This is a genomic window from Streptomyces marokkonensis (assembly GCF_039539045.1).
Classification (GTDB): Bacteria; Actinomycetota; Actinomycetes; order Streptomycetales; family Streptomycetaceae; genus Streptomyces; species Streptomyces marokkonensis.
Map to the genome: position 1 here is coordinate 1 of NZ_BAABCQ010000021.1, position 17,386 is coordinate 17,386.

Sequence of the window (17,386 nt, forward strand, 5' to 3'; positions counted from 1 at the left end):
GAATCCCCGCGAACCGACCCCACCAGGGTTGACGAAACAGATAGGGGCACCCCCCTCGTCGGGCCGCCCCGCCGCCCCACCCGCCGTACGAGACCGGTGATTCTGCCGATCCCCCCGACCGCCCCGCCCCCCGACAGTGGCACCGCCAGTTCATCGGCGACGCCCGTCCGGCGGAAGTCCCGGGACGCGACCCCACGTGTACCGGGCCCGTGTGCGATCACCGGCCGGGTCCCTCGCCACGACCGAGAGGACGACTCCTCGTGCAGCAGAACCCCCACACCCACGCCGTCCCCCGGGCCACGCGCCCGGCGTTCCGCGGAACGCGGCGGCGCTTCGCCGGAGTCACGGCGGCCGTGGCCGCCGTCGTCGCGCTCTCCACCCTCACCAGCCCCGGCGCCCAGGCCGCCGCCGACAACCCCTACGAGCGCGGCCCGGCGCCCACCGAGTCCAGCATCGAGGCACCGCGCGGTCCGTACTCCGTCGCGGACACCAACGTCTCCTCGCTCGTGGTCAGCGGCTTCGGCGGCGGCACGATCTACTACCCCACCAGCACCAGTGACGGCACGTTCGGCGCCGTCGTGATCTCGCCCGGCTTCACCGCGTACGAGTCCTCCATCGCCTGGCTCGGTCCGCGGCTGGCCTCACAGGGCTTCGTCGTGTTCACCATCGACACCAACACCACGCTGGACCAGCCCGACTCCCGGGGCCGGCAGCTGCTGGCGGCACTGGACTACCTCACCGAGCGCAGCTCCGTCCGCGGGCGGGTCGACAGCAGCCGGCTCGGCGTCATGGGCCACTCGATGGGCGGCGGCGGCTCCTTGGAGGCCGCGAAAGACCGGCCGTCGCTCCAGGCCGCCATCCCCCTCACCCCCTGGAACCTGGACAAGAGCTGGCCCGAAGTCAGCACCCCGACGCTGATCGTGGGGGCCGACGGCGACAGCATCGCCCCGGTCTCCTCGCACTCCGAGCCGTTCTACTCCAGCCTGCCGTCCAGGACGGACCGCGCGTACCTGGAGCTCAACAACGCGAGCCACTTCACGCCGAACACGTCGGACACGACGATCGCGAAGTACAGCATTTCCTGGCTCAAGCGGTTCATCGACAACGACACCCGCTACGAGCAGTTCCTCTGCCCGCTGCCGCGGCCGAGCCTGACCATCGAGGAGTACCGGGGCAACTGCCCGCACGGCTCCTGACACTCCCGGCACCTCCAGCGGCACCACTGTGCACATCCGGCACCATCCGGCGGCGGTCGCGGGTACGTTGCGGCCGCCGCCGGCCCGCTGTGCCGCCGCACGGTCCCGGACCGGGACCGCTGGGCAGCGGCACAGTGCTTGGATCCGTCCGCACGGTCCACAACCGCAGGTGGCACGGCCGACACCCCGGCGGGCCGCGGCGGACCGGTGGCTTCCGTGTCAGGTTACGCGCGCGTAACCTCCCGGGAATGACCGGAGAGACGACCGTACGTACGGCCGTGCGGATCCACGGCCGAAGCGCGCAACGGCAGGCGGTGCGCGCCCTCCTGGAGGGGCTGAGCACCCACAGCGGCCACCTCCTCGTGACCGGCGAACCCGGACTCGGCAGGACCGCCCTCCTCCGATGGGCCGCCCGCTCCTTCCGGGCCGGTCCCGTACTCCACCTCGGGCCCGGCCCGGACCGGGGCGCACGCGCCATCGCCGAGGAACTGCTCGGCACGCTGCGGGCGACGGCCGGCGAGGCACCTCTGCTCGTGTGCGTCGACGACGCACATCTGTGGGACGCCCGGGCCCGGACCGCCATGAGCCGAGCGGCCGAACTCCCGCGCACCGCGGGCCGCGTCGGTCTGCTCATCTCCGTCGCCGGAGACCGCGCAGCCGACCCGGAATTCGCCCACCTGCCCGTCGTACGCCTGGATCCGCTCACGCCGCCGCAGGCCGGCGCCCTGCTCGACGACGTGACGGACGGCGCAGCCGACCCGGCCGTCCGCGAGGAACTGCTGGCCGAGGCGGAGGGGAACCCGGCCCTGCTCCTCGCCCTCGTCCGCCGGCTGTCACCCGACGAGTTGCACGGCCACCGCCCCCTGCCCAGACCCCTGGCCGATGCCGGCACCCTGACGGAGGTCGCGGGCGGTGCGCTGACCGGCCTGTCCGCACACGCTCGGGACCTGCTGCTGACGGTGGCGGCGGCCGTGCGGGCATCGGACGGACCGGACGTCGACGCCGGCCCGGTCCTCGACGCCGTACGGCACCTGCGGTCGGCGTCCGCGCCGGTCCCCTCCCTGGAACCGCTGCCCGCGCCCCTCGCCCTGGCCGACGACCGGCTCCGCTTCCACGGCCCGCTGGTCCGCCGTACGGTCCACGCCACCGCCGCGCCGGACCGGCGTCGCGCCGCGCACCGCGCGCTGGCCGGTGTACTGGAGGCCGGCGGCCATCCTCTCCCGGGGCTGCTGCACCGCTCCTGGTCCCTGACCGGCCCGGCGCCCGAGCCGTCGCTCGCGGACCGGCTCGCGGCGCTGGCGGCCGACGCCACGGTGCCGGCCTCGTACCGGCTGCGCGCGAGGGCGTACGCCCGTGCCGCCGAGCTCACCGCGGACGGCCCGGCCCGGGCGGAGCGGTACACGGCCGCGGCCGAGCACGCCCTGCTCGCCGGCCGCCCCGACCGGGCACGTCACCTGCTCGCCGCGGCCCGCGGCTGTGCCGCGCCGGACGCGGTGCGAGGGCGGGCCGAGCTGGTACGCGGGCTGACGGAACTACGGGACGGCCCCGTCGGCGACGCCCACCAGTCGCTGCTGCTGGCCGCGTCCCTGCTCGCCGCGGCCGCCCCCGCCGACGCCGCGACCGCCGCACTGGCCGCCGCCGACGCCGCCTGGGCGGCGGGCGACCTGCCGGCCTGCCTCGCCGCACTCGTACTCGAACCGCCCCACTCGCACCAGCACCCGGCTCCCCGGCACGCCGACACCCCGAACCGCCGGACACGGCCCATGGAAACGGCTGCCGTGCCGGGTGGCGCGGGAAGACCGCCCCCGGACCCGGTGCGCGACCACCGCGTCGGCATGCGGGCGCTCCTCGAGGGGCGGTTCGACCGGGCCGCCGGACCGCTCGGCCAGGTGGTGGAGCGGGCCGGGACGGACCACCGGCCCGAGTGCCTGCTGAGGTCGGCGTCGGCCGCGTTGCTGCTCGGGGACGTGGACGCCGCCCGCCGGGCCGGCGCGCGGGCCCTGGCCGCCGCCCGCCAGCTCGGGTCGGACACGCTGGTGCCGCGGGCGCTGGAGTACCTCGCGTACGCCGAACTGCGCGCCGGCCGGCACCCACAGGCCCGCACCCACGCGGAGGACGGCCTGCGCACCGCGCTGCGGACCGGGCAGCGCAACACGGCGGCCCACCACCGGGCGGTGCTGGCCCTCGCGGCGTCGATCGAGGAGGAGCCGGACGCCGTCGCCCGGCACGTGACGGCCGCGCTGACCACCGCCAGGCGCCACGGACTGGCCCAGGCGGCCACCCTGGCGGAGTGGGCGGCGGCCCGGGCCGACCTGGGGCGGGGGCGTCCGCTGGACGCCGCCGACCGGCTCGGGCTCCTGGTGCTGCCCGGACCCGGGCGCGGACACTTCGCGGTGTGGCGGCTCGCCGTGCCGTGCTTCGTGGAGGCCTCGGTCCTCGCCGGCCGTCACGAGGACACCGGCGCGGTCCTGACGGACTTCGCGGGCTGGGCGGCGTTCGGCGCCGATCCGCAGGCCGCCGCGCAACTGGCCCGCTGCCATGCCCTCCTCGCCCCGCCGGACCGCGCCGACGACCTCTACCGGCAGGCGCTCGCGCGGCACGAGGAGGCGGGCGGCGACTTCGAACGGGCCCGCACGGCGCTGCTGTACGGCAAGTGGCTGCGCCGCCGGCGCCGCCCGCGCGAGGCCCGCGGCCGCCTCGGCACCGCGCTGGCCGGCTTCGACCGCTGCGGCGCCGGCGTCTGGGCGGCGCAGGCGCGCGACGAGTTGCGGGCGCTCGGAGCGGCGTCGCACGGCGGCGACGCGGGGGCGCCGACCCGGTTGACGCGTCTCACGCCGCAGCAGCTGCGCATAGCGCGGCACGTCGCCGAGGGCGCCACCAACCGCGAGGTCGCGCTGACCCTCGCGGTGAGCACCCGCACCGTCGACTACCACCTCCGCAAGGTCTTCGCCGCACTCGGCGTACGGTCCCGGCTGGAGCTGGCCCGCGTGGTCGAGCAGGCCGAGCACGCCGGACCGGCCGAAAAGACCGGTGCACAACCCTAGGGACCGACCGGACGGTATGTCATCCTTCGGGCAGGACGAGTCAGGGGGCATGCCCGGCACGGGCGGACAGCCCGTCGCGGGGCGCCCCCGCCAGCCCTGGCCTGGGGAGGACCGCGATGCAGCACGCCGTACGGTCACGAGCAGCGATCCGCGTCGGGCTGACGCCCGTACCACGCCCGCGGACACCGAGTGTCGCGTCGTTGATGGACGCCGACGCCCTGCGTGTCCTGCACCGGGCCGCCCGCGCCCTGCTCGACGACCTGCCCGACCTGACCGACCGGCTGGTGGCCCTGCTGCGGGAGCAGGAGCCCGCGTACCGCGCGGCCATCGACAAGGACCCCACCGCCACCTGGCAGGAGGCCCAGCGCTCGCTGCGGCACAGCGTGGCCTCGCTGCTCGACCCCCGCGGCGCGCGGGACGCGGCCCGCCGCTGCTCCTGGCGGGTCGGCGCCACCCGCGCCGAACAGGGACTCCCACTGGACGCCCTGCTGCACGCCTTCCGCCTCGGCGGGTCCCTGGTCTGGCAGCGGCTGGTCGAGGAGACCTCCCGCACCGCGCCCGAGGACGTACGCCTCCTCGTGCACGTGGCCGCCGACGTGTGGAACTTCGTCGACGAGCACTGCACCCTCGTCGCCGACGCCTACCGGCAGACCGAGTGGCAGATCGGCCGGCGCCGCGAGAACCGGGCCCGGCTGCTCGCGGCCGGGCTGCTCGACGGCACCAGCCGCATCGCCGACCTGCCCGAGGCCGCCCAGGTGCTGGGTCTGCCGGAGCAGGGCCGGTACGTCGTCGTCGCCGTCACCGGCGCGCACCCGGCGCGATGCGACGCCGCCCGCGCGGCCGCCGTACCGTCCGGCACCCGCGTCCACTGGCACGCCGGGGCGGAGGCCGACTACGGCATCGTCCTGGTCGGCGCCGGTGACGACGGTCTCCCGGAGCCGGAGGAGCCCGGGGCCGGGTCCGCGCCACGCGCCCCGGTCCCCGGCCTGCGCATCGGCGTCGGCAGTGCCGTCGTCGGACTCGCCTCCGTCGGCGACGGCCGCAGGCTCGCCGACACCGCGCTGGACATCTGCCCCGAGGCGGGCGGCACGGTCCGGCTCGCCGACCACCTTCCCGCGGCCCTGGTCGTCTCCAGCCCCGAACTCGGCCGGGCCCTCGCCGAGAAGGTCCTCGGTCCCCTGCTGCGCCTCGAACCCGCCGACCGGGACGTACTGCTGGACACCCTCACCACCTGGCTCGACTGCGACGGCTCGGCGCAGCGGGCCGGTGAACGTCTCTACTGCCACCGCAACACGGTCCTCAACCGCCTTCGCCGCTGCGAGCAGCTGACCGGCCGGTCCCTGGCCCGCCCGGCCGACGTGGTCGAGATGAGCCTGGCCCTGACCGCCCGGCGCGTCCTGCGCGACTGAGGGACTTGGGGGACTGGGGGACTTGGGGGACTGGGGGACTGGGGGACTGGGGGGCTGGGGGGCTGGGGGACGCACGGGCCCGGACCCCGGGCTTCCGCATCCGGCCGGCCCTCGCCGCACGTCGTAGGTCCCGGCGTGCGGCGCGGACGCAGTTCCGGCGCGTGTGTGTCTCGTGGGCGGGGCGGGGCGGGGCGGGGCGAGGCCGGGCGGGTGCCGGGCGAGGTGGGGCGAGGGGCCGAACGGGGCGTCGCCGGCCGCGGGCGCTGCTCCGGCCCCGACGCGCGCACCCGGCATGGCCCCGGGTGCCCGGCACCCCGGGGCGCGGCAAACGCGCTGACCTCCGTGGGACGCACCCTTCCGGCGCGTGGCCTTGGGCGCCGACGTCCCCGACGGGCGCGCGGGGTGCCGTCTCGGCCAGGGCCTCGCGGCCTCCCTCCTCCAGAGTCCCGGCACCGCGTCGTGGATGTCCCCGGCCCGCCGCCCGCCTCTGGGCATCCGCACAGACTCCTCGGCCGAGGACTGGGACGCCGCAGCGACCCGGGCCGCAGCTCTGTACCGCCATCGGCGCGCGTGCTGTCGTGAGCTCCCCCTTTCCCATTCACCGTGCCGGCCCCGGCACGGTCCCAAGGAGCCGTGATGCCCGCAGCACCACCGGACGGCGAGCCCGCGCTGCACGTCGAGAGTCTCGACGTGACGTACGGGCGCGCACTGTCCGCCCTCCGTTCCGTGTCCCTGACCGTCCCGCACGGCGGCGTCGTCGCGCTGCTCGGCGCCAACGGCGCCGGCAAGACGACGCTGCTGCGGGCCGTGTCGGGCACACTGCGCCTGCACCGCGGCGCGATCACGGCCGGTCGCGTCCGTTACGGCGACACGTCTCTCGACGGCCGGGACCCGGTCGCCGCCGTACGTGCCGGAGTCGTACAGGTCCCCGAGGGCAGGCGGGTGTTCGCCGGACTCACCGTCGACGAGAACCTGCGGGCCGGCGGGCTCGGCCTGAACCGGCGCGCCCCGGCCCAGGTCCGGGAGGCCCGGGAACGGGTCTTCACCCTCTTCCCGCGGCTCGCCGAGCGCACCCGCCAGGCGGCAGGCCTGCTGTCCGGCGGCGAACAGCAGATGCTGGCCATCGGCCGCGCCCTGATGGCCGCGCCCCGCCTGCTCCTCCTCGACGAACCCTCCCTCGGGCTCGCCCCACTGATGGTGGAGCGCATCGCCGAGGTCGTCCGGGAGATCAACACCCAGGGCACCGCCGTACTCCTCGTCGAACAGAACGCCGGCATGGCGCTCTCGCTCGCGGAGCACGCCCACGTCCTGGAGGTCGGCGAGGTCAGGCTGTCCGGCCCCGCCGGCGAACTCGCGCGGACGGACGCCGTACGCCGCCTCTACCTGGGCGACACCGACACCACCGAGGGCACCGACAGCAAGGGGGCCGCGTGACCACCCGGACCACCGCTCCCCCCGCGCTCGAGGTACGGAACGTGACCGTGCGCTTCGCCGGCCTCGTCGCCCTCGACGACGTCTCCTTCACCGTCGCCCCGGGCACCGTGCACGCCGTCATCGGCCCCAACGGCGCGGGCAAGTCCACCTGCTTCAACGTCCTGTCGGGCCTGTACCGGCCCACCGCCGGCACCGTACGGCTCGGCGACGCCGAACTGACCCGGCTCGCCCCGCACAGGATCGCCGCCCTGGGAGTGGCCCGCACCTTCCAGAACATCGTCACCACCCAGGGCACCGTCGCCGACAACCTGATGCTCGGCCGCCACGCCCTGTCCCACGCCGGCTTCGCCGCCAGCGCCCTGCGGCTGCCGCGCGCCGTGCGCGAACAGCGCGAACACCTCGCCAAGGCCCGCGAGATCGCCGAACTCACCGGCCTGGGCGACCACTTCGACGCACCCGTCGCCCTGCTGTCCTACGGCGACCGCAAGCGGGTCGAACTCGCCCGCGCCCTCTGTCTGGAGCCTCGTGTACTCCTGCTCGACGAACCCGTGGCCGGCATGAACGCCGCGGAACGCATCCGCATGACCGAGGTCGTCCGGGAGATCCGCGCCGAACTCGGCCTGTCCGTCGTACTGGTCGAGCACGACATGGGCCTGGTCATGCGGCTCGCCGACGACGTCACCGTCCTCGACTTCGGCAAGGCCATCGCCCACGGCACCCCCGACCAGGTCCGGCGCGACCCCGAGGTGCTGCGCGCCTACCTCGGCACCGGCACCACGGGGGAGGACGCGGCATGACCGGCTTCCTCGACAATCTCCTCAACGGCCTCGCCCTCGGCTCGGTGTACGCTCTGATCGCCCTGGGCTTCGTCACCATCTTCAAGGCGTCCGGCGTCCTGAGCTTCGCCCACGGTTCCCTGCTTCTGCTCGGCGGGTACCTCGTCGCCGTCCTCCACGACGACATCGGCTTCGCCGGGGCGCTGGCCGTCGCGGTCCTCGTGACGGCGGCCGTGGCCGGGGCACTGGACCGGCTGATCCTGCAACGGGTCGGCACCGACCCGCAGGCCGCGCACGTCCAGACCATCGTCACCATCGGCGTCGACATCGTCCTGGTCACCGACCTGGCCCGGCGCATCGGCGGCGACCTGCTTCCGCTCGGCGACCCCTGGGGCAACTCGGTGACCGACCTGGGCCCGGTGACGGTCGCCGACAGCCGGATCGCCGCGATCCTGGTGTCCGCCGTGGCCATCGGCGGTGCCTTCGCCCTCTTCCGGTTCACTCCCTGGGGCCTCTCGCTGCGCGCGGCCGCCGAGGACGGCGAGGCCGCCGCCCTCATGGGCGTACGGCTGACCCGCGTACGGACCGTCGCCTGGTGCCTGGCCGGCGGCCTCGCCGCGCTCGCCGCGGTCTTCCTGGTCGCCTTCCCGGCACCGGGACTGGAGCGCACCACCGGGCAGATCGCCCTGAAGGCCTTCCCGGCCGCCATCCTCGGCGGCATGGCCTCCCCGGTCGGCGCCCTGGTCGGCAGCATGCTGATCGGTCTCACCGAGGCCTTCGTCGCCGGCTACCAGTCCGACCTGCACGTCCTCGGCGAGGGCTTCGGCGACGTCGCCCCGTACGCGGTGATGGTGCTGGTCCTCCTGGTGCGCCCGGCCGGACTCTTCGCGGCGAAGGGAGCGGCCCGTGTCTGACCTCCTCAAGAAGAGCGCCCTCCTCAAGCGCGACGGACTCCTCAAGCGGGGCCGGCTCCTGCTGCCCGCTCTCCTCCTGTGCGTCCTGCCCTTCTATCTCGACGCCTTCTGGCTGCGCATCGGCCTGTTCTCCATGGCCGCGGCCATCGGCGCCGTCGGGCTCGGCCTGCTCAGCGGCACCGCGGGACAGCTCTCCCTCGGGCACGCCTTCTTCCTCGCCGTCGGCGCCTACGGCTACGTATGGCTGGCGGGCGATTCCGGCCCGGGGCTGCCGCCGGCCGTCGCACTCGTCCTGGCCGTGCTGCTCGCCGGGGCGGCGGGCGGACTGTTCAGCCCCGTCGCCGGCCGGGTGAAGGGCATCTACCTCGGCGTGGCCACCCTCGCCCTGGTCTTCCTCGGCCACCACGTCCTGCTCACCGCGGACTCCGTCACCGGCGGCTTCAACGGGAGCTCGGTGCCGCCACTGGAGCTCGGCGGCTTCACCTTCGCCGAGACCGACCCGGAACTGACGGTCCTGGGCGTGCCGTTCGGCGCGGAGGAACGGCTCTGGTACCTGGGCCTCGCCCTGTTCGCGCTCACCTGGTTCACCGCGCGCGGACTGCTGCGCGGACGCCCCGGACGCGCCCTGGTGGCGCTGCGCGACAGCGAGACCGCGGCCTCCGTGATGGGCGTGCACGTGGCGAAGTACCGCTCGGCCGCCTTCGTCGTCTCCTCGATGTACGCGGGCCTCGCAGGCGTCCTGCTCGCCCTCTCCTTCCGCCGCGTCGTACCCGACTACTTCTCCCTCCTCCTCTCCGTCGACTACCTCGCCATGATCGTCATCGGTGGCCTCGGTTCCGTGGCCGGAGCCACCGCCGGCGCCGTCTTCGTCACCGCGCTGCCGCTGCTGATGACGCGCTACGCCGACCAGTTGCCGCTGGTGGCGACCCCGGGTTCCGGCGACGGCTCCATCGGCCCGACCGAGGCCTCCCGCTACCTCTACGGCGCGGCGATCGTCGTGATCCTCCTCTACGCCCCCGACGGCCTGCACGGGCTGGCCCGCCGGACCCGCGCCCGCCTGCGCCGCAGGCCACCCGTCACCGACCCTTCCGACGCCTCAGCCACGCCCCCGACCCCCGACACCACCGCACGAGCCAAGGAGCACACCCCGTGAACGTCACGCACACGAGGCCCCGTACCGCCCGGACCGCCGCCCTCGCCGCGGCACTGGCCGCCGTGCTGCTCGCGGGCACCGCCTGCAGCACCAAGGCGGAGGGCGGGAGCACCGAGGACGGCGCCGACGGCGTCAAGGCCGGCCCTGGAGTCAGCGACAAGGCCATCAAGCTCGGTGCGCTGACCGACCTCACCGGCCCGTACGCCACCCTCGGCAAGAGCATCGTGCAGGCCCAGCAGATGTGGGCCGACGAGACCAACGCCGCGGGCGGCATCTGCGAACGCGAGGTCGAGATCGTCGTCAAGGACCACGGATACGACGTGCAGAAGGCGGTCACCGCCTACGCCGACATCGCCCCGGACGTCGTGGCCCTGCCCCAGGTCATCGGCTCGCCGGTGGTCGCTGCCCTGCTCGACGACATCCAGCGGGACAGCATGCTGACCTTCCCGCAGGCCTGGGCCGCCTCCCTGCTCGGCATGGACGCCGTGCAGGTACTCGGCACCACCTACGACCTCGACATGATCGCCGCCGTCGACTTCCTCACCCGCTCCAAGAAGATCGCCAAGGGCGACACCATCGGTCACGTGTACTTCGAGGGCGACTACGGCGCCAACGCGCTGGAGGGCTCCGAGTGGGCCGCCGAGCAGGCGGGGGTGAAGGTGGTCGGCCAGAAGATCAAGGCCACGGACACCGATCTGACCGCACAGGTGTCGGCGCTGAGCAACGCCGGGGTGAAGGCGGTCCTGATCAGCGCGGGCCCCGCCCAGACGGCCTCTCTCGCCGGCGTGGCCGCCGCCCGGGGCCTGCAGGTGCCGATCGTCAGCAGCGCCCCGGGATACTCCCCGCAGCTGATGAAGACGCCCGCGGCACCGGCGTTGGAGGCCATGGTCCACGTGGTCAGCGCCGCTCCGGCGGTCAGCTCCGACCTGCCGGGCGTCAAGAAGATGGTCGCCTCCTACAACAAGAAGTACCCGGGTGAGCCGGTCGACTCCGGTGTGCTCTCCGGGTACAACGCCGCCCAACTGATGGGCGCGGACCTCAAGAAGGCGTGTGAGGGTGGCAGCCTCACCCGTGAGGCCGTGGTGAAGGCGCACCGTTCGCAGAAGAACGCCGACACGGGCCTCGGCACCCCGCAGAACTTCACCTACGTGACCGCGCCGGCCAGCCGGTCGACCTACGTCCTGAAGCCCGACGCCAAGGCCGTCGGTGGACTGGTCGGAGTGGAGGAGGCCCACCAGGCGCCCGGCGTCGACGCGTACCTGGCAGCACGCGGCTGACCTCGCCGAGTGGCCGCCAAGGCATCTACTCACCAGGTGCCTTGGCGGCCATTGCTCCCAAGCACTGGTTTCCCTGAAGACCAGTTCCTTAAGATGTACTCTCTGTCATGCCAGTGCAGTTGGCGCGGTACGGAGCTGGGGGAACGATGCAAGCCGACAAGCAGTTGTCCACGGAAATCGACGCCAACGTGCCAACAGCCGCACGCATGTACGACTATTACCTGGGCGGCAAGGACAACTACGCGGCCGACCGGTCCGCGGTCGGGGAGCTCGACAAGGTCGTACCCAGCACCCGCCGGCTCGCGTTGAACAACCGGCGCTTCCTGCAGCGGGTCGTCAGGACGCTCGCGGAGGACTACGGAATCCGCCAGTTCCTGGACCACGGCTCCGGCCTGCCCACGCAGGAGAACGTGCACCAGGTCGCACAGCGCACGGCCCCCGATTCCCGCGTCATCTACGTCGACAACGACCCGATGGTGCTGGTCCACGGCCGGGCACTGCTCGACCAGAACGACCGGACCGCCGTCATACACGCCGACATGCGTGCGACGGAGGAGATCTTCGCGCACCCGGACACCCAGCGCCTGATCGACTTCTCGGAGCCGGTGGCCGTGCTGTTCAACTCGGTCTTCCACTGCATCCCGGACAGCGACACCGACGGCCCGGCGGCGGTCGTCCGCCGCGTGACCGAGCGGCTCGCGCCCGGGAGTTACGCGGTGATCTGCCAACTGGTCAGCGAGGACGCCGAGGTGCGTGAGTTCGTCACGGACTTCATGAACCAGGCGACACAGGGGCGTTGGGGCCGGGTCCGCGAACCGAAGGACGTGGAGGTCCTCTTCGAGGGCATGGACGTCCTGGAGCCCGGTCTCGTCGAGGTCTCGACCTGGCGTCCGGACAGCGACGTGGTTCCGCACCAGCTCACCGACGAGTGGATCGAGTTCGGCGGCCTGGGCCGCCTCCGCTGACAGAGGGAGCGGGCGGTGCCACGGAAGTGCCGACGCTGAATCGCCCGGGGTGGCGGACGACGTGCGCGACCCTTCGCCGTATCCGCTGCCGCGCTACTTCGCGGGGTAACGCAGCGCCATCGTCTCGCGCAGCAGATCCAGTGACTCGCGCGGAGTCAGCGCCTCGTCGGCCAGCCGGTCCAGCGCGACCCGGTACTCCTCGGTCTCGTCGAGGTCCTCGAGGAAGTTGGCGCTCCTGATGTGCTCCAGGTAGACCACGTCGGGAAGATCGTTGCCACCGAAGCGCAGATAGGTGACCGGTATGGCGGGTGCCGACGCGTTCGTCACGTCGAGCGGCACGATCTGCAGCGTCACATGGGGCTGCCCCGCCGTCTCCACGAGATGCGCGAGCTGTTCCCGCATGATCTCGCGGCTGCCCAGCACGCGCAGCAGTACGGACTCGTCGACGATCGCCCACAACTGCGGAGCGTCTTGACGACGCAGCAACTGCGTGCGACGCCCCCGGAGTTCGACACGCCGCTGGACCTCGCCGGCCGACGCGTTCGGCAGGCCGCGCTCGACCACGGCCCGGGCGTAGGCGGCCGTCTGGAGCAGGCCGGGGACATACTGGATCTCGAAGGTCCGGATGGTCGCGGCCGCCTCCTGAAGGCCGACCAGGCGGTCGAACCACTCGGGCATCAGGCGCTTGTCGTACCGCTGCCACCAGCCGGGTTCACCGGCGCGCCGCAACAGCTTGACCAGCACCGAGACCTCGTAGGCATCGGTGCCGTACCGCTTCAGCAGCGCACGGACGTCCGTCTCCGTCGGGGGCCTGCGGCCCTTGCCCGACTCGATACGCGAAAGCTTGGCCGCGCTGAAGCCGAGGTCGCGTGCCGCCTGTTCCTGGGAGAGGCCGGCGTCCTCGCGAAAGCCCGCCAGCTGAACGCCGACGAGCATCTTCAGCAGAGTCGGCGCCGGCTCGGCCCGGTCCAGATAGGGTTCGAGACGGGAGAGGTGATGCGGCGCGGCGGACATCCTGACTCCCAGCAAACCGGCAGACTTGAGAAAACACACTATCTCACCTCGGTGCTGTCCGCCGCACCCGTCCGTGGAAAGCGGCCAGTCGAGCCGGTTCGGTGGTCGGCTCGCTCCTTCTCCCGGCCGGTGCCGGTCCTGCACCCTTCTCACCTCACAGCAGGTGGTCGAACTCGCCCTCCTTCGCCCCGGCCAGGAAGGCGGCCACCTCCGCGGGGGTGTAGACGAGCGCGGGGCCGTCCGGGTCACGGGAGTTGCGCATCGCGATGCCTCCGTCCACGGAGGCGACCTCGACGCAGTTGCCCTCGGCGTTGCTGTGCCGGCTCTTCGTCCAGCTGGCGTCCAGGGAGCTGGCCCGCACTCCGTTGCGCACTGGTGGCACCGCGGTCTCCTTGCCGTCCGGGGAGCGGACCGAGTTCCGTCGGTCTCCGTGCGCTCCCGTCCGATTTCTTTCGCGCAATTTCTCGTGCAATTGCACGCGAGCGCTGTCAGCGTGGATAATAGCCGCGGCGTCAACCCCCCGGTGGGCGCCCCCTCATGACGTCGGATCAGGGAGATGCCGTGTCGTCACCTGCGCATCCAACGCTCCGGTCGCCCGGTGAACCCGTGCCGCGGGCAGGCGCGGTTCGGCGGTTCGGCGGGCTGTCGCACCCGGCGCGGTCGGCGGCGGCCACGCCACCGGAAGCCAGGCTTGGGCCCGCCCTGGAGCCGGGCCACCCGATGCCGACCGTCTTCGGCCCCCGGGGCAACGCACCCGTGTTCACCCCGCCCGGCGGCTCCGCGCTCCACGAGCACGGACGCGGCCCGTGCGGCGGCGACGCCCTCACCCAGGCCCGGGGCCGGACCCCGAGGCTGCCGGCGGGCACGACCGTCCCGGCCAAGTCGCCGACCAGCCCCCTCACCTGACCCGACTTTCCGCGGAAGGGCCCCACACCATGCGCAGCGCTCCGACACCCGAGCCGAGCACCCGGCGCACCGACCGTCATACGCAGCCGCCCGGCCTGCCCAAGTCCGCCGCCGGCCCCCTGGCGGGGCTGGACGGCGTGCCCTGGAGCGAGATCCAGGACTCCAGCGGCTCGGCCGCGGCCATTCCCCGGCTGCTGCGCAAGGTCGCCTGGGGTGATGCGGAAGCCGCCGGTGCGGCCCTCGGCGACCTGCGGAAACGCATCTGCCAGTACGGCTTCGTCGTCGAACAGGCGACCGCCGCCACCGTTCCCTTCCTCTGGGAACTCGCGCAGCGCCCCCAGGTGAGCTGCCGGGCGCAGATCATCCAGCTGCTCAAGAACATCGCCGACGCCCGCCAGTGGGAGACCACCGCCACCGTCTACCCCAAGCTGCTCAATCACCGGGAGAACCCCGTGGCGTGGGAGCGCGCGGCACGACAGGCCGTCCGCGCCCGGCGCGGCGAGCTGAAGGGGCTGTTGGCCGAGGACGACAGCGAGATCACGCGGGCCACGACCGAACTGGCCCGCACGCTCGGAGACTGAGGCCGGCACCGCGGACTGGATCCGCACACTCGGAGACCGAGGCCCGCGCCCTCCACGGGGGAGAAGGCGCGGGCCTCCTCCCGGTCGGCCTGCGACGTGCCGACCCACAGGTGCCGACCCACACGTGCCGGCGTACCGACGCGCCGGCGTACAGTCCTGCGGAACGGTGTGGCGTACTCCTTGCCGAAAGGGTAGGAAAGCGCGGATGGGAAAGCGCTTGCCCACTCGGTCACCAGGAGGACCGCGCCCATGGCGTCGCCGCTCGAAAAACCGCTCGATCACCGCTACCGGGGCGAACACCCGATACGCACGCTCGTCTACCTGTTCCGCGCCGACCGCCGCCGTCTGGCCGGTGCGGTCGTCGTCTTCACCATCAAGCACAGCCCCGTCTGGCTGCTGCCCCTCATCACCGCGTCCATCATCGACACCGTCGTCCAGCGCGGTCCGATCGGCAACCTGTGGACCAGTACCGGGATCATCATGTTCATCCTGGTGGTCAACTACCCACTGCACGTGCTGTACGTCCGTCTCCTGTACGGCAGCGTGCGCCGCATGGGCACCGCTCTGCGCTCCTCGCTGTGCACGCGCATGCAGCAACTCTCCATCGGTTACCACTCGCGCGTCAGCGCCGGCGTCCTGCAGGCCAAGGTGGTCCGGGACGTGGAGACGGTGGAGCAGATGGTGCAGCAGACCGCCGAGACGGGACTCGGCGCGTTCACCGTCCTGACCGGCGGCCTGGTCATCATCGCCGTGCGCACACCGGAGTTCCTGCCCGTCTTCCTCATTGTCGTACCCGCCGCCTCCCTTCTCGTGGCCCGGCTCCGCGCCCGGCTGCGCAGTCACAACGAACACTTCCGTCACGAGGTCGAGGCCCTGTCCTCCCGGGTCACGGAGATGACCCGGCTCATACCGGTCACGCGCGCCCACGGGCTGGAGGGCAAGGCGCTGCGCCGCATGGACGGCACCCTGGACCGTCTGCTGACCTCCGGCAATCGCCTGGACCTGGTCAACGGCCGTTTCGGCTCGCTGGCCTGGGTCGTGCTCAACGTGGTCGGGGTGCTGGTCCTCGCGGGCGCCGCGCTGATCTCGTACTACGACGTGTGGGGAGTCACCGCGGGGGACGTCGTCATGCTCAGCGCCTTCCTGACCACCCTCACCAACTCCACGACAACGTTGGCAGGGCTGGCCCCGGTCATCACCAAGGGGCTGGAGTCCGTCCGTTCGGTCGGCGAGGTCCTCCAGGCCCCCGAACTGGAGGACAACGAGGGCAAGACGGAGCTCACCTCGCTGCGCGGCGCAGTCACCTTCGAGGGTGTCGGACACCTCTACGAGAGCGACGGGCGGCCCGCGGTCAGCGACTTCACGCTCGCGGTCCGGCCAGGCGAGACCGTCGCCCTGGTGGGCGCGTCCGGTGCCGGCAAGTCGACCGTGCTCAACCTGGTCATCGGCTTTCTGCGGCCGACCTCGGGTCGGCTGCTGCTCGACGGCACCGACATGAACACCCTCGACCTGCGCACCTACCGGCGCTTCGTCTCGGTGGTGCCGCAGGAGTCCATCCTCTTCGACGGCACGATCAGGGAGAACGTCGCCTACGGCATGGACGACGCCGACGAGGAGGCGGTGCGTGGGGCACTGCGCGACGCCAACGCGCTGGAATTCGTCGACCGGCTGCCGAAGGGTCTCGACACCCTGGTCGGAGAGCACGGCGCACGGCTCTCCGGCGGTCAGCGCCAGCGCCTGGCCATCGCCCGGGCCCTGATCCGGGACCCCAGGGTGCTCATCCTGGACGAGGCCACCTCGGCGCTGGACACCCGCTCGGAGGCGCTCGTCCAGCAGGCCCTGGCCCGGCTGCTGCACGGACGCACCACGTTCGTCGTGGCGCACCGGCTGTCCACCGTGCGGGGCGCCGACCGGATCGTGGTGATGGGCGACGGCCGTATCCAGGAGGCCGGCACCCACGAGGAACTCCTGGGCCGGGGTGGGGCGTACACGGCCCTGCACAGCGGCCAGGTCGCCTGAGCGCGGTTCCGCACCGGCCCCCGGCTCGTGGGTCTCGACGGCAGAGCGGCGATCCGCACCCGGGCCCGTGCCCGTGCCCGCGGCGAAGGGCAGCCCCGTGACTTGCCGCCGTCCGGTCCGGGACCGTTTGCGCGCCCGGCCCGGACCAGTCGGCGACCTCGCGATGACGATCGGACAGGAAGCGACGGAATTTCGTCAATTACGACCAGGGGCGCGCACGGTGTGAATGTTTCGGCCGGGCTCGGGCATACGCAGCGAAACTCGAGAGAGGGGCGCTTCGTGCTCGAACCGGACCCGAAGGTCGTCAGGGAGTTGCTGACGCGGTACGCGTCACTGCGTATCGCTCAGGCGGAGAGGGAAAGGCCGGCGACGGCGCGCGAGCTGACGGACGTCAGCTACACGCTGTGCGTGATGATGGCGACGACCAGTGTCAACGAGGCGGTGGCCAAGGCGGACGCGCTGCTGCTCGCCAAGGGACGGACGCCGGACACCGCACGCGCGGCGGACCCGGGAGGGGAGAGCGGCCTGTCGCTGGCCGTGTGACGGCGTCGCACCCGGGGGCCGCCTCGGTTCGGGCCGGTGAGGCCGGTCGGGCCGGAGCGCCGGGCTGATCCGAGGCGTGCCCTACGCGCGCCCCGCCGGCGCGGGCGGCCTACCGTGGAACGCCGCGCGATAGGTGTACGGAGCGGTGTTCAACC

15 protein-coding genes are annotated in these 17,386 nt (G+C 73.1%); 13 read left to right on the forward strand and 2 right to left on the reverse strand.

Going from position 1 to position 17,386, the window contains the following annotated elements:
* Positions 1–260 precede the first annotated feature (260 nt).
* The 9 genes from bdeA to ABEA26_RS07740 all read left to right on the forward strand — a co-directional run bounded on the left by bdeA (position 261) and on the right by ABEA26_RS07740 (position 12,168).
* Positions 261–1,196 (forward strand): bis(hydroxyethyl) terephthalate hydrolase, encoded by a 936-nt coding sequence (bdeA, locus tag ABEA26_RS07700; RefSeq protein ID WP_345590411.1) that lies wholly within the window; start codon positions 261–263, stop codon positions 1,194–1,196.
* 248 nt (positions 1,197–1,444) lie between these two features.
* Complete coding sequence (locus tag ABEA26_RS07705) at positions 1,445–4,240, forward strand: helix-turn-helix transcriptional regulator (RefSeq protein ID WP_345590412.1); 2,796 nt, start codon at positions 1,445–1,447, stop codon at positions 4,238–4,240.
* 116 nt (positions 4,241–4,356) lie between these two features.
* Positions 4,357–5,649, forward strand: a complete 1,293-nt coding sequence (locus ABEA26_RS07710; RefSeq protein WP_345590413.1) for a PucR family transcriptional regulator — start codon at positions 4,357–4,359, stop codon at positions 5,647–5,649.
* A gap of 636 nt (positions 5,650–6,285) precedes the next feature.
* Positions 6,286–7,083: an ABC transporter ATP-binding protein gene (locus tag ABEA26_RS07715; RefSeq protein WP_345590414.1), complete on the forward strand. Its 798-nt coding sequence runs from the start codon at positions 6,286–6,288 to the stop codon at positions 7,081–7,083.
* Positions 7,080–7,880, forward strand: coding sequence for an ABC transporter ATP-binding protein (locus ABEA26_RS07720; RefSeq protein WP_345590415.1), 801 nt, complete (start codon positions 7,080–7,082; stop codon positions 7,878–7,880). The genes ABEA26_RS07715 and ABEA26_RS07720 overlap by 4 nt, the downstream gene beginning before the upstream one ends.
* Positions 7,877–8,773, forward strand: a complete 897-nt coding sequence (locus ABEA26_RS07725) for a branched-chain amino acid ABC transporter permease (protein ID WP_345590416.1) — start codon at positions 7,877–7,879, stop codon at positions 8,771–8,773. Before ABEA26_RS07720 ends, ABEA26_RS07725 begins: the two co-directional genes overlap by 4 nt.
* Positions 8,774–8,831: 58 nt before the next feature.
* Positions 8,832–9,926 (forward strand): branched-chain amino acid ABC transporter permease, encoded by a 1,095-nt coding sequence (locus ABEA26_RS07730; protein ID WP_425587797.1) that lies wholly within the window; start codon positions 8,832–8,834, stop codon positions 9,924–9,926.
* Positions 9,923–11,203 carry an ABC transporter substrate-binding protein gene (locus ABEA26_RS07735; RefSeq protein WP_345590418.1) on the forward strand — a complete coding sequence of 427 codons (1,281 nt, stop codon included), beginning with the start codon at positions 9,923–9,925 and terminating at the stop codon, positions 11,201–11,203. The genes ABEA26_RS07730 and ABEA26_RS07735 overlap by 4 nt, the downstream gene beginning before the upstream one ends.
* 146 nt (positions 11,204–11,349) lie before the next feature.
* A complete protein-coding gene (locus ABEA26_RS07740; protein ID WP_345590419.1) occupies positions 11,350–12,168 on the forward strand; it encodes an SAM-dependent methyltransferase in 819 nt (272 codons plus the stop codon).
* A 93-nt stretch (positions 12,169–12,261) separates the two neighbouring features.
* On the opposite strand, the gene ABEA26_RS07745 is transcribed toward ABEA26_RS07740, so the two are convergent.
* Positions 12,262–13,182, reverse strand: coding sequence for a helix-turn-helix domain-containing protein (locus ABEA26_RS07745; RefSeq protein WP_345590421.1), 921 nt, complete (start codon positions 13,180–13,182; stop codon positions 12,262–12,264).
* A 154-nt stretch (positions 13,183–13,336) separates the two neighbouring features.
* Positions 13,337–13,564: a DUF397 domain-containing protein gene (locus ABEA26_RS07750; RefSeq protein WP_345590422.1), complete on the reverse strand. Its 228-nt coding sequence runs from the start codon at positions 13,562–13,564 to the stop codon at positions 13,337–13,339.
* 338 nt (positions 13,565–13,902) lie between these two features.
* Here ABEA26_RS07750 and ABEA26_RS07755 point away from each other — a divergent pair, with 338 nt between their 5' ends.
* From ABEA26_RS07755 to ABEA26_RS07770, 4 genes are all read left to right on the forward strand, one after another.
* Positions 13,903–14,088 (forward strand): hypothetical protein, encoded by a 186-nt coding sequence (locus ABEA26_RS07755; protein ID WP_345590424.1) that lies wholly within the window; start codon positions 13,903–13,905, stop codon positions 14,086–14,088.
* 29 nt (positions 14,089–14,117) lie between these two features.
* A complete protein-coding gene (locus ABEA26_RS07760) occupies positions 14,118–14,669 on the forward strand; it encodes a hypothetical protein (protein WP_345590426.1) in 552 nt (183 codons plus the stop codon).
* A 249-nt stretch (positions 14,670–14,918) separates the two neighbouring features.
* Positions 14,919–16,688, forward strand: coding sequence for an ABC transporter ATP-binding protein (locus tag ABEA26_RS07765; protein WP_345590427.1), 1,770 nt, complete (start codon positions 14,919–14,921; stop codon positions 16,686–16,688).
* 279 nt (positions 16,689–16,967) lie between these two features.
* Positions 16,968–17,231 (forward strand): DUF5133 domain-containing protein, encoded by a 264-nt coding sequence (locus ABEA26_RS07770; protein ID WP_345590429.1) that lies wholly within the window; start codon positions 16,968–16,970, stop codon positions 17,229–17,231.
* Positions 17,232–17,386 lie beyond the last annotated feature (155 nt).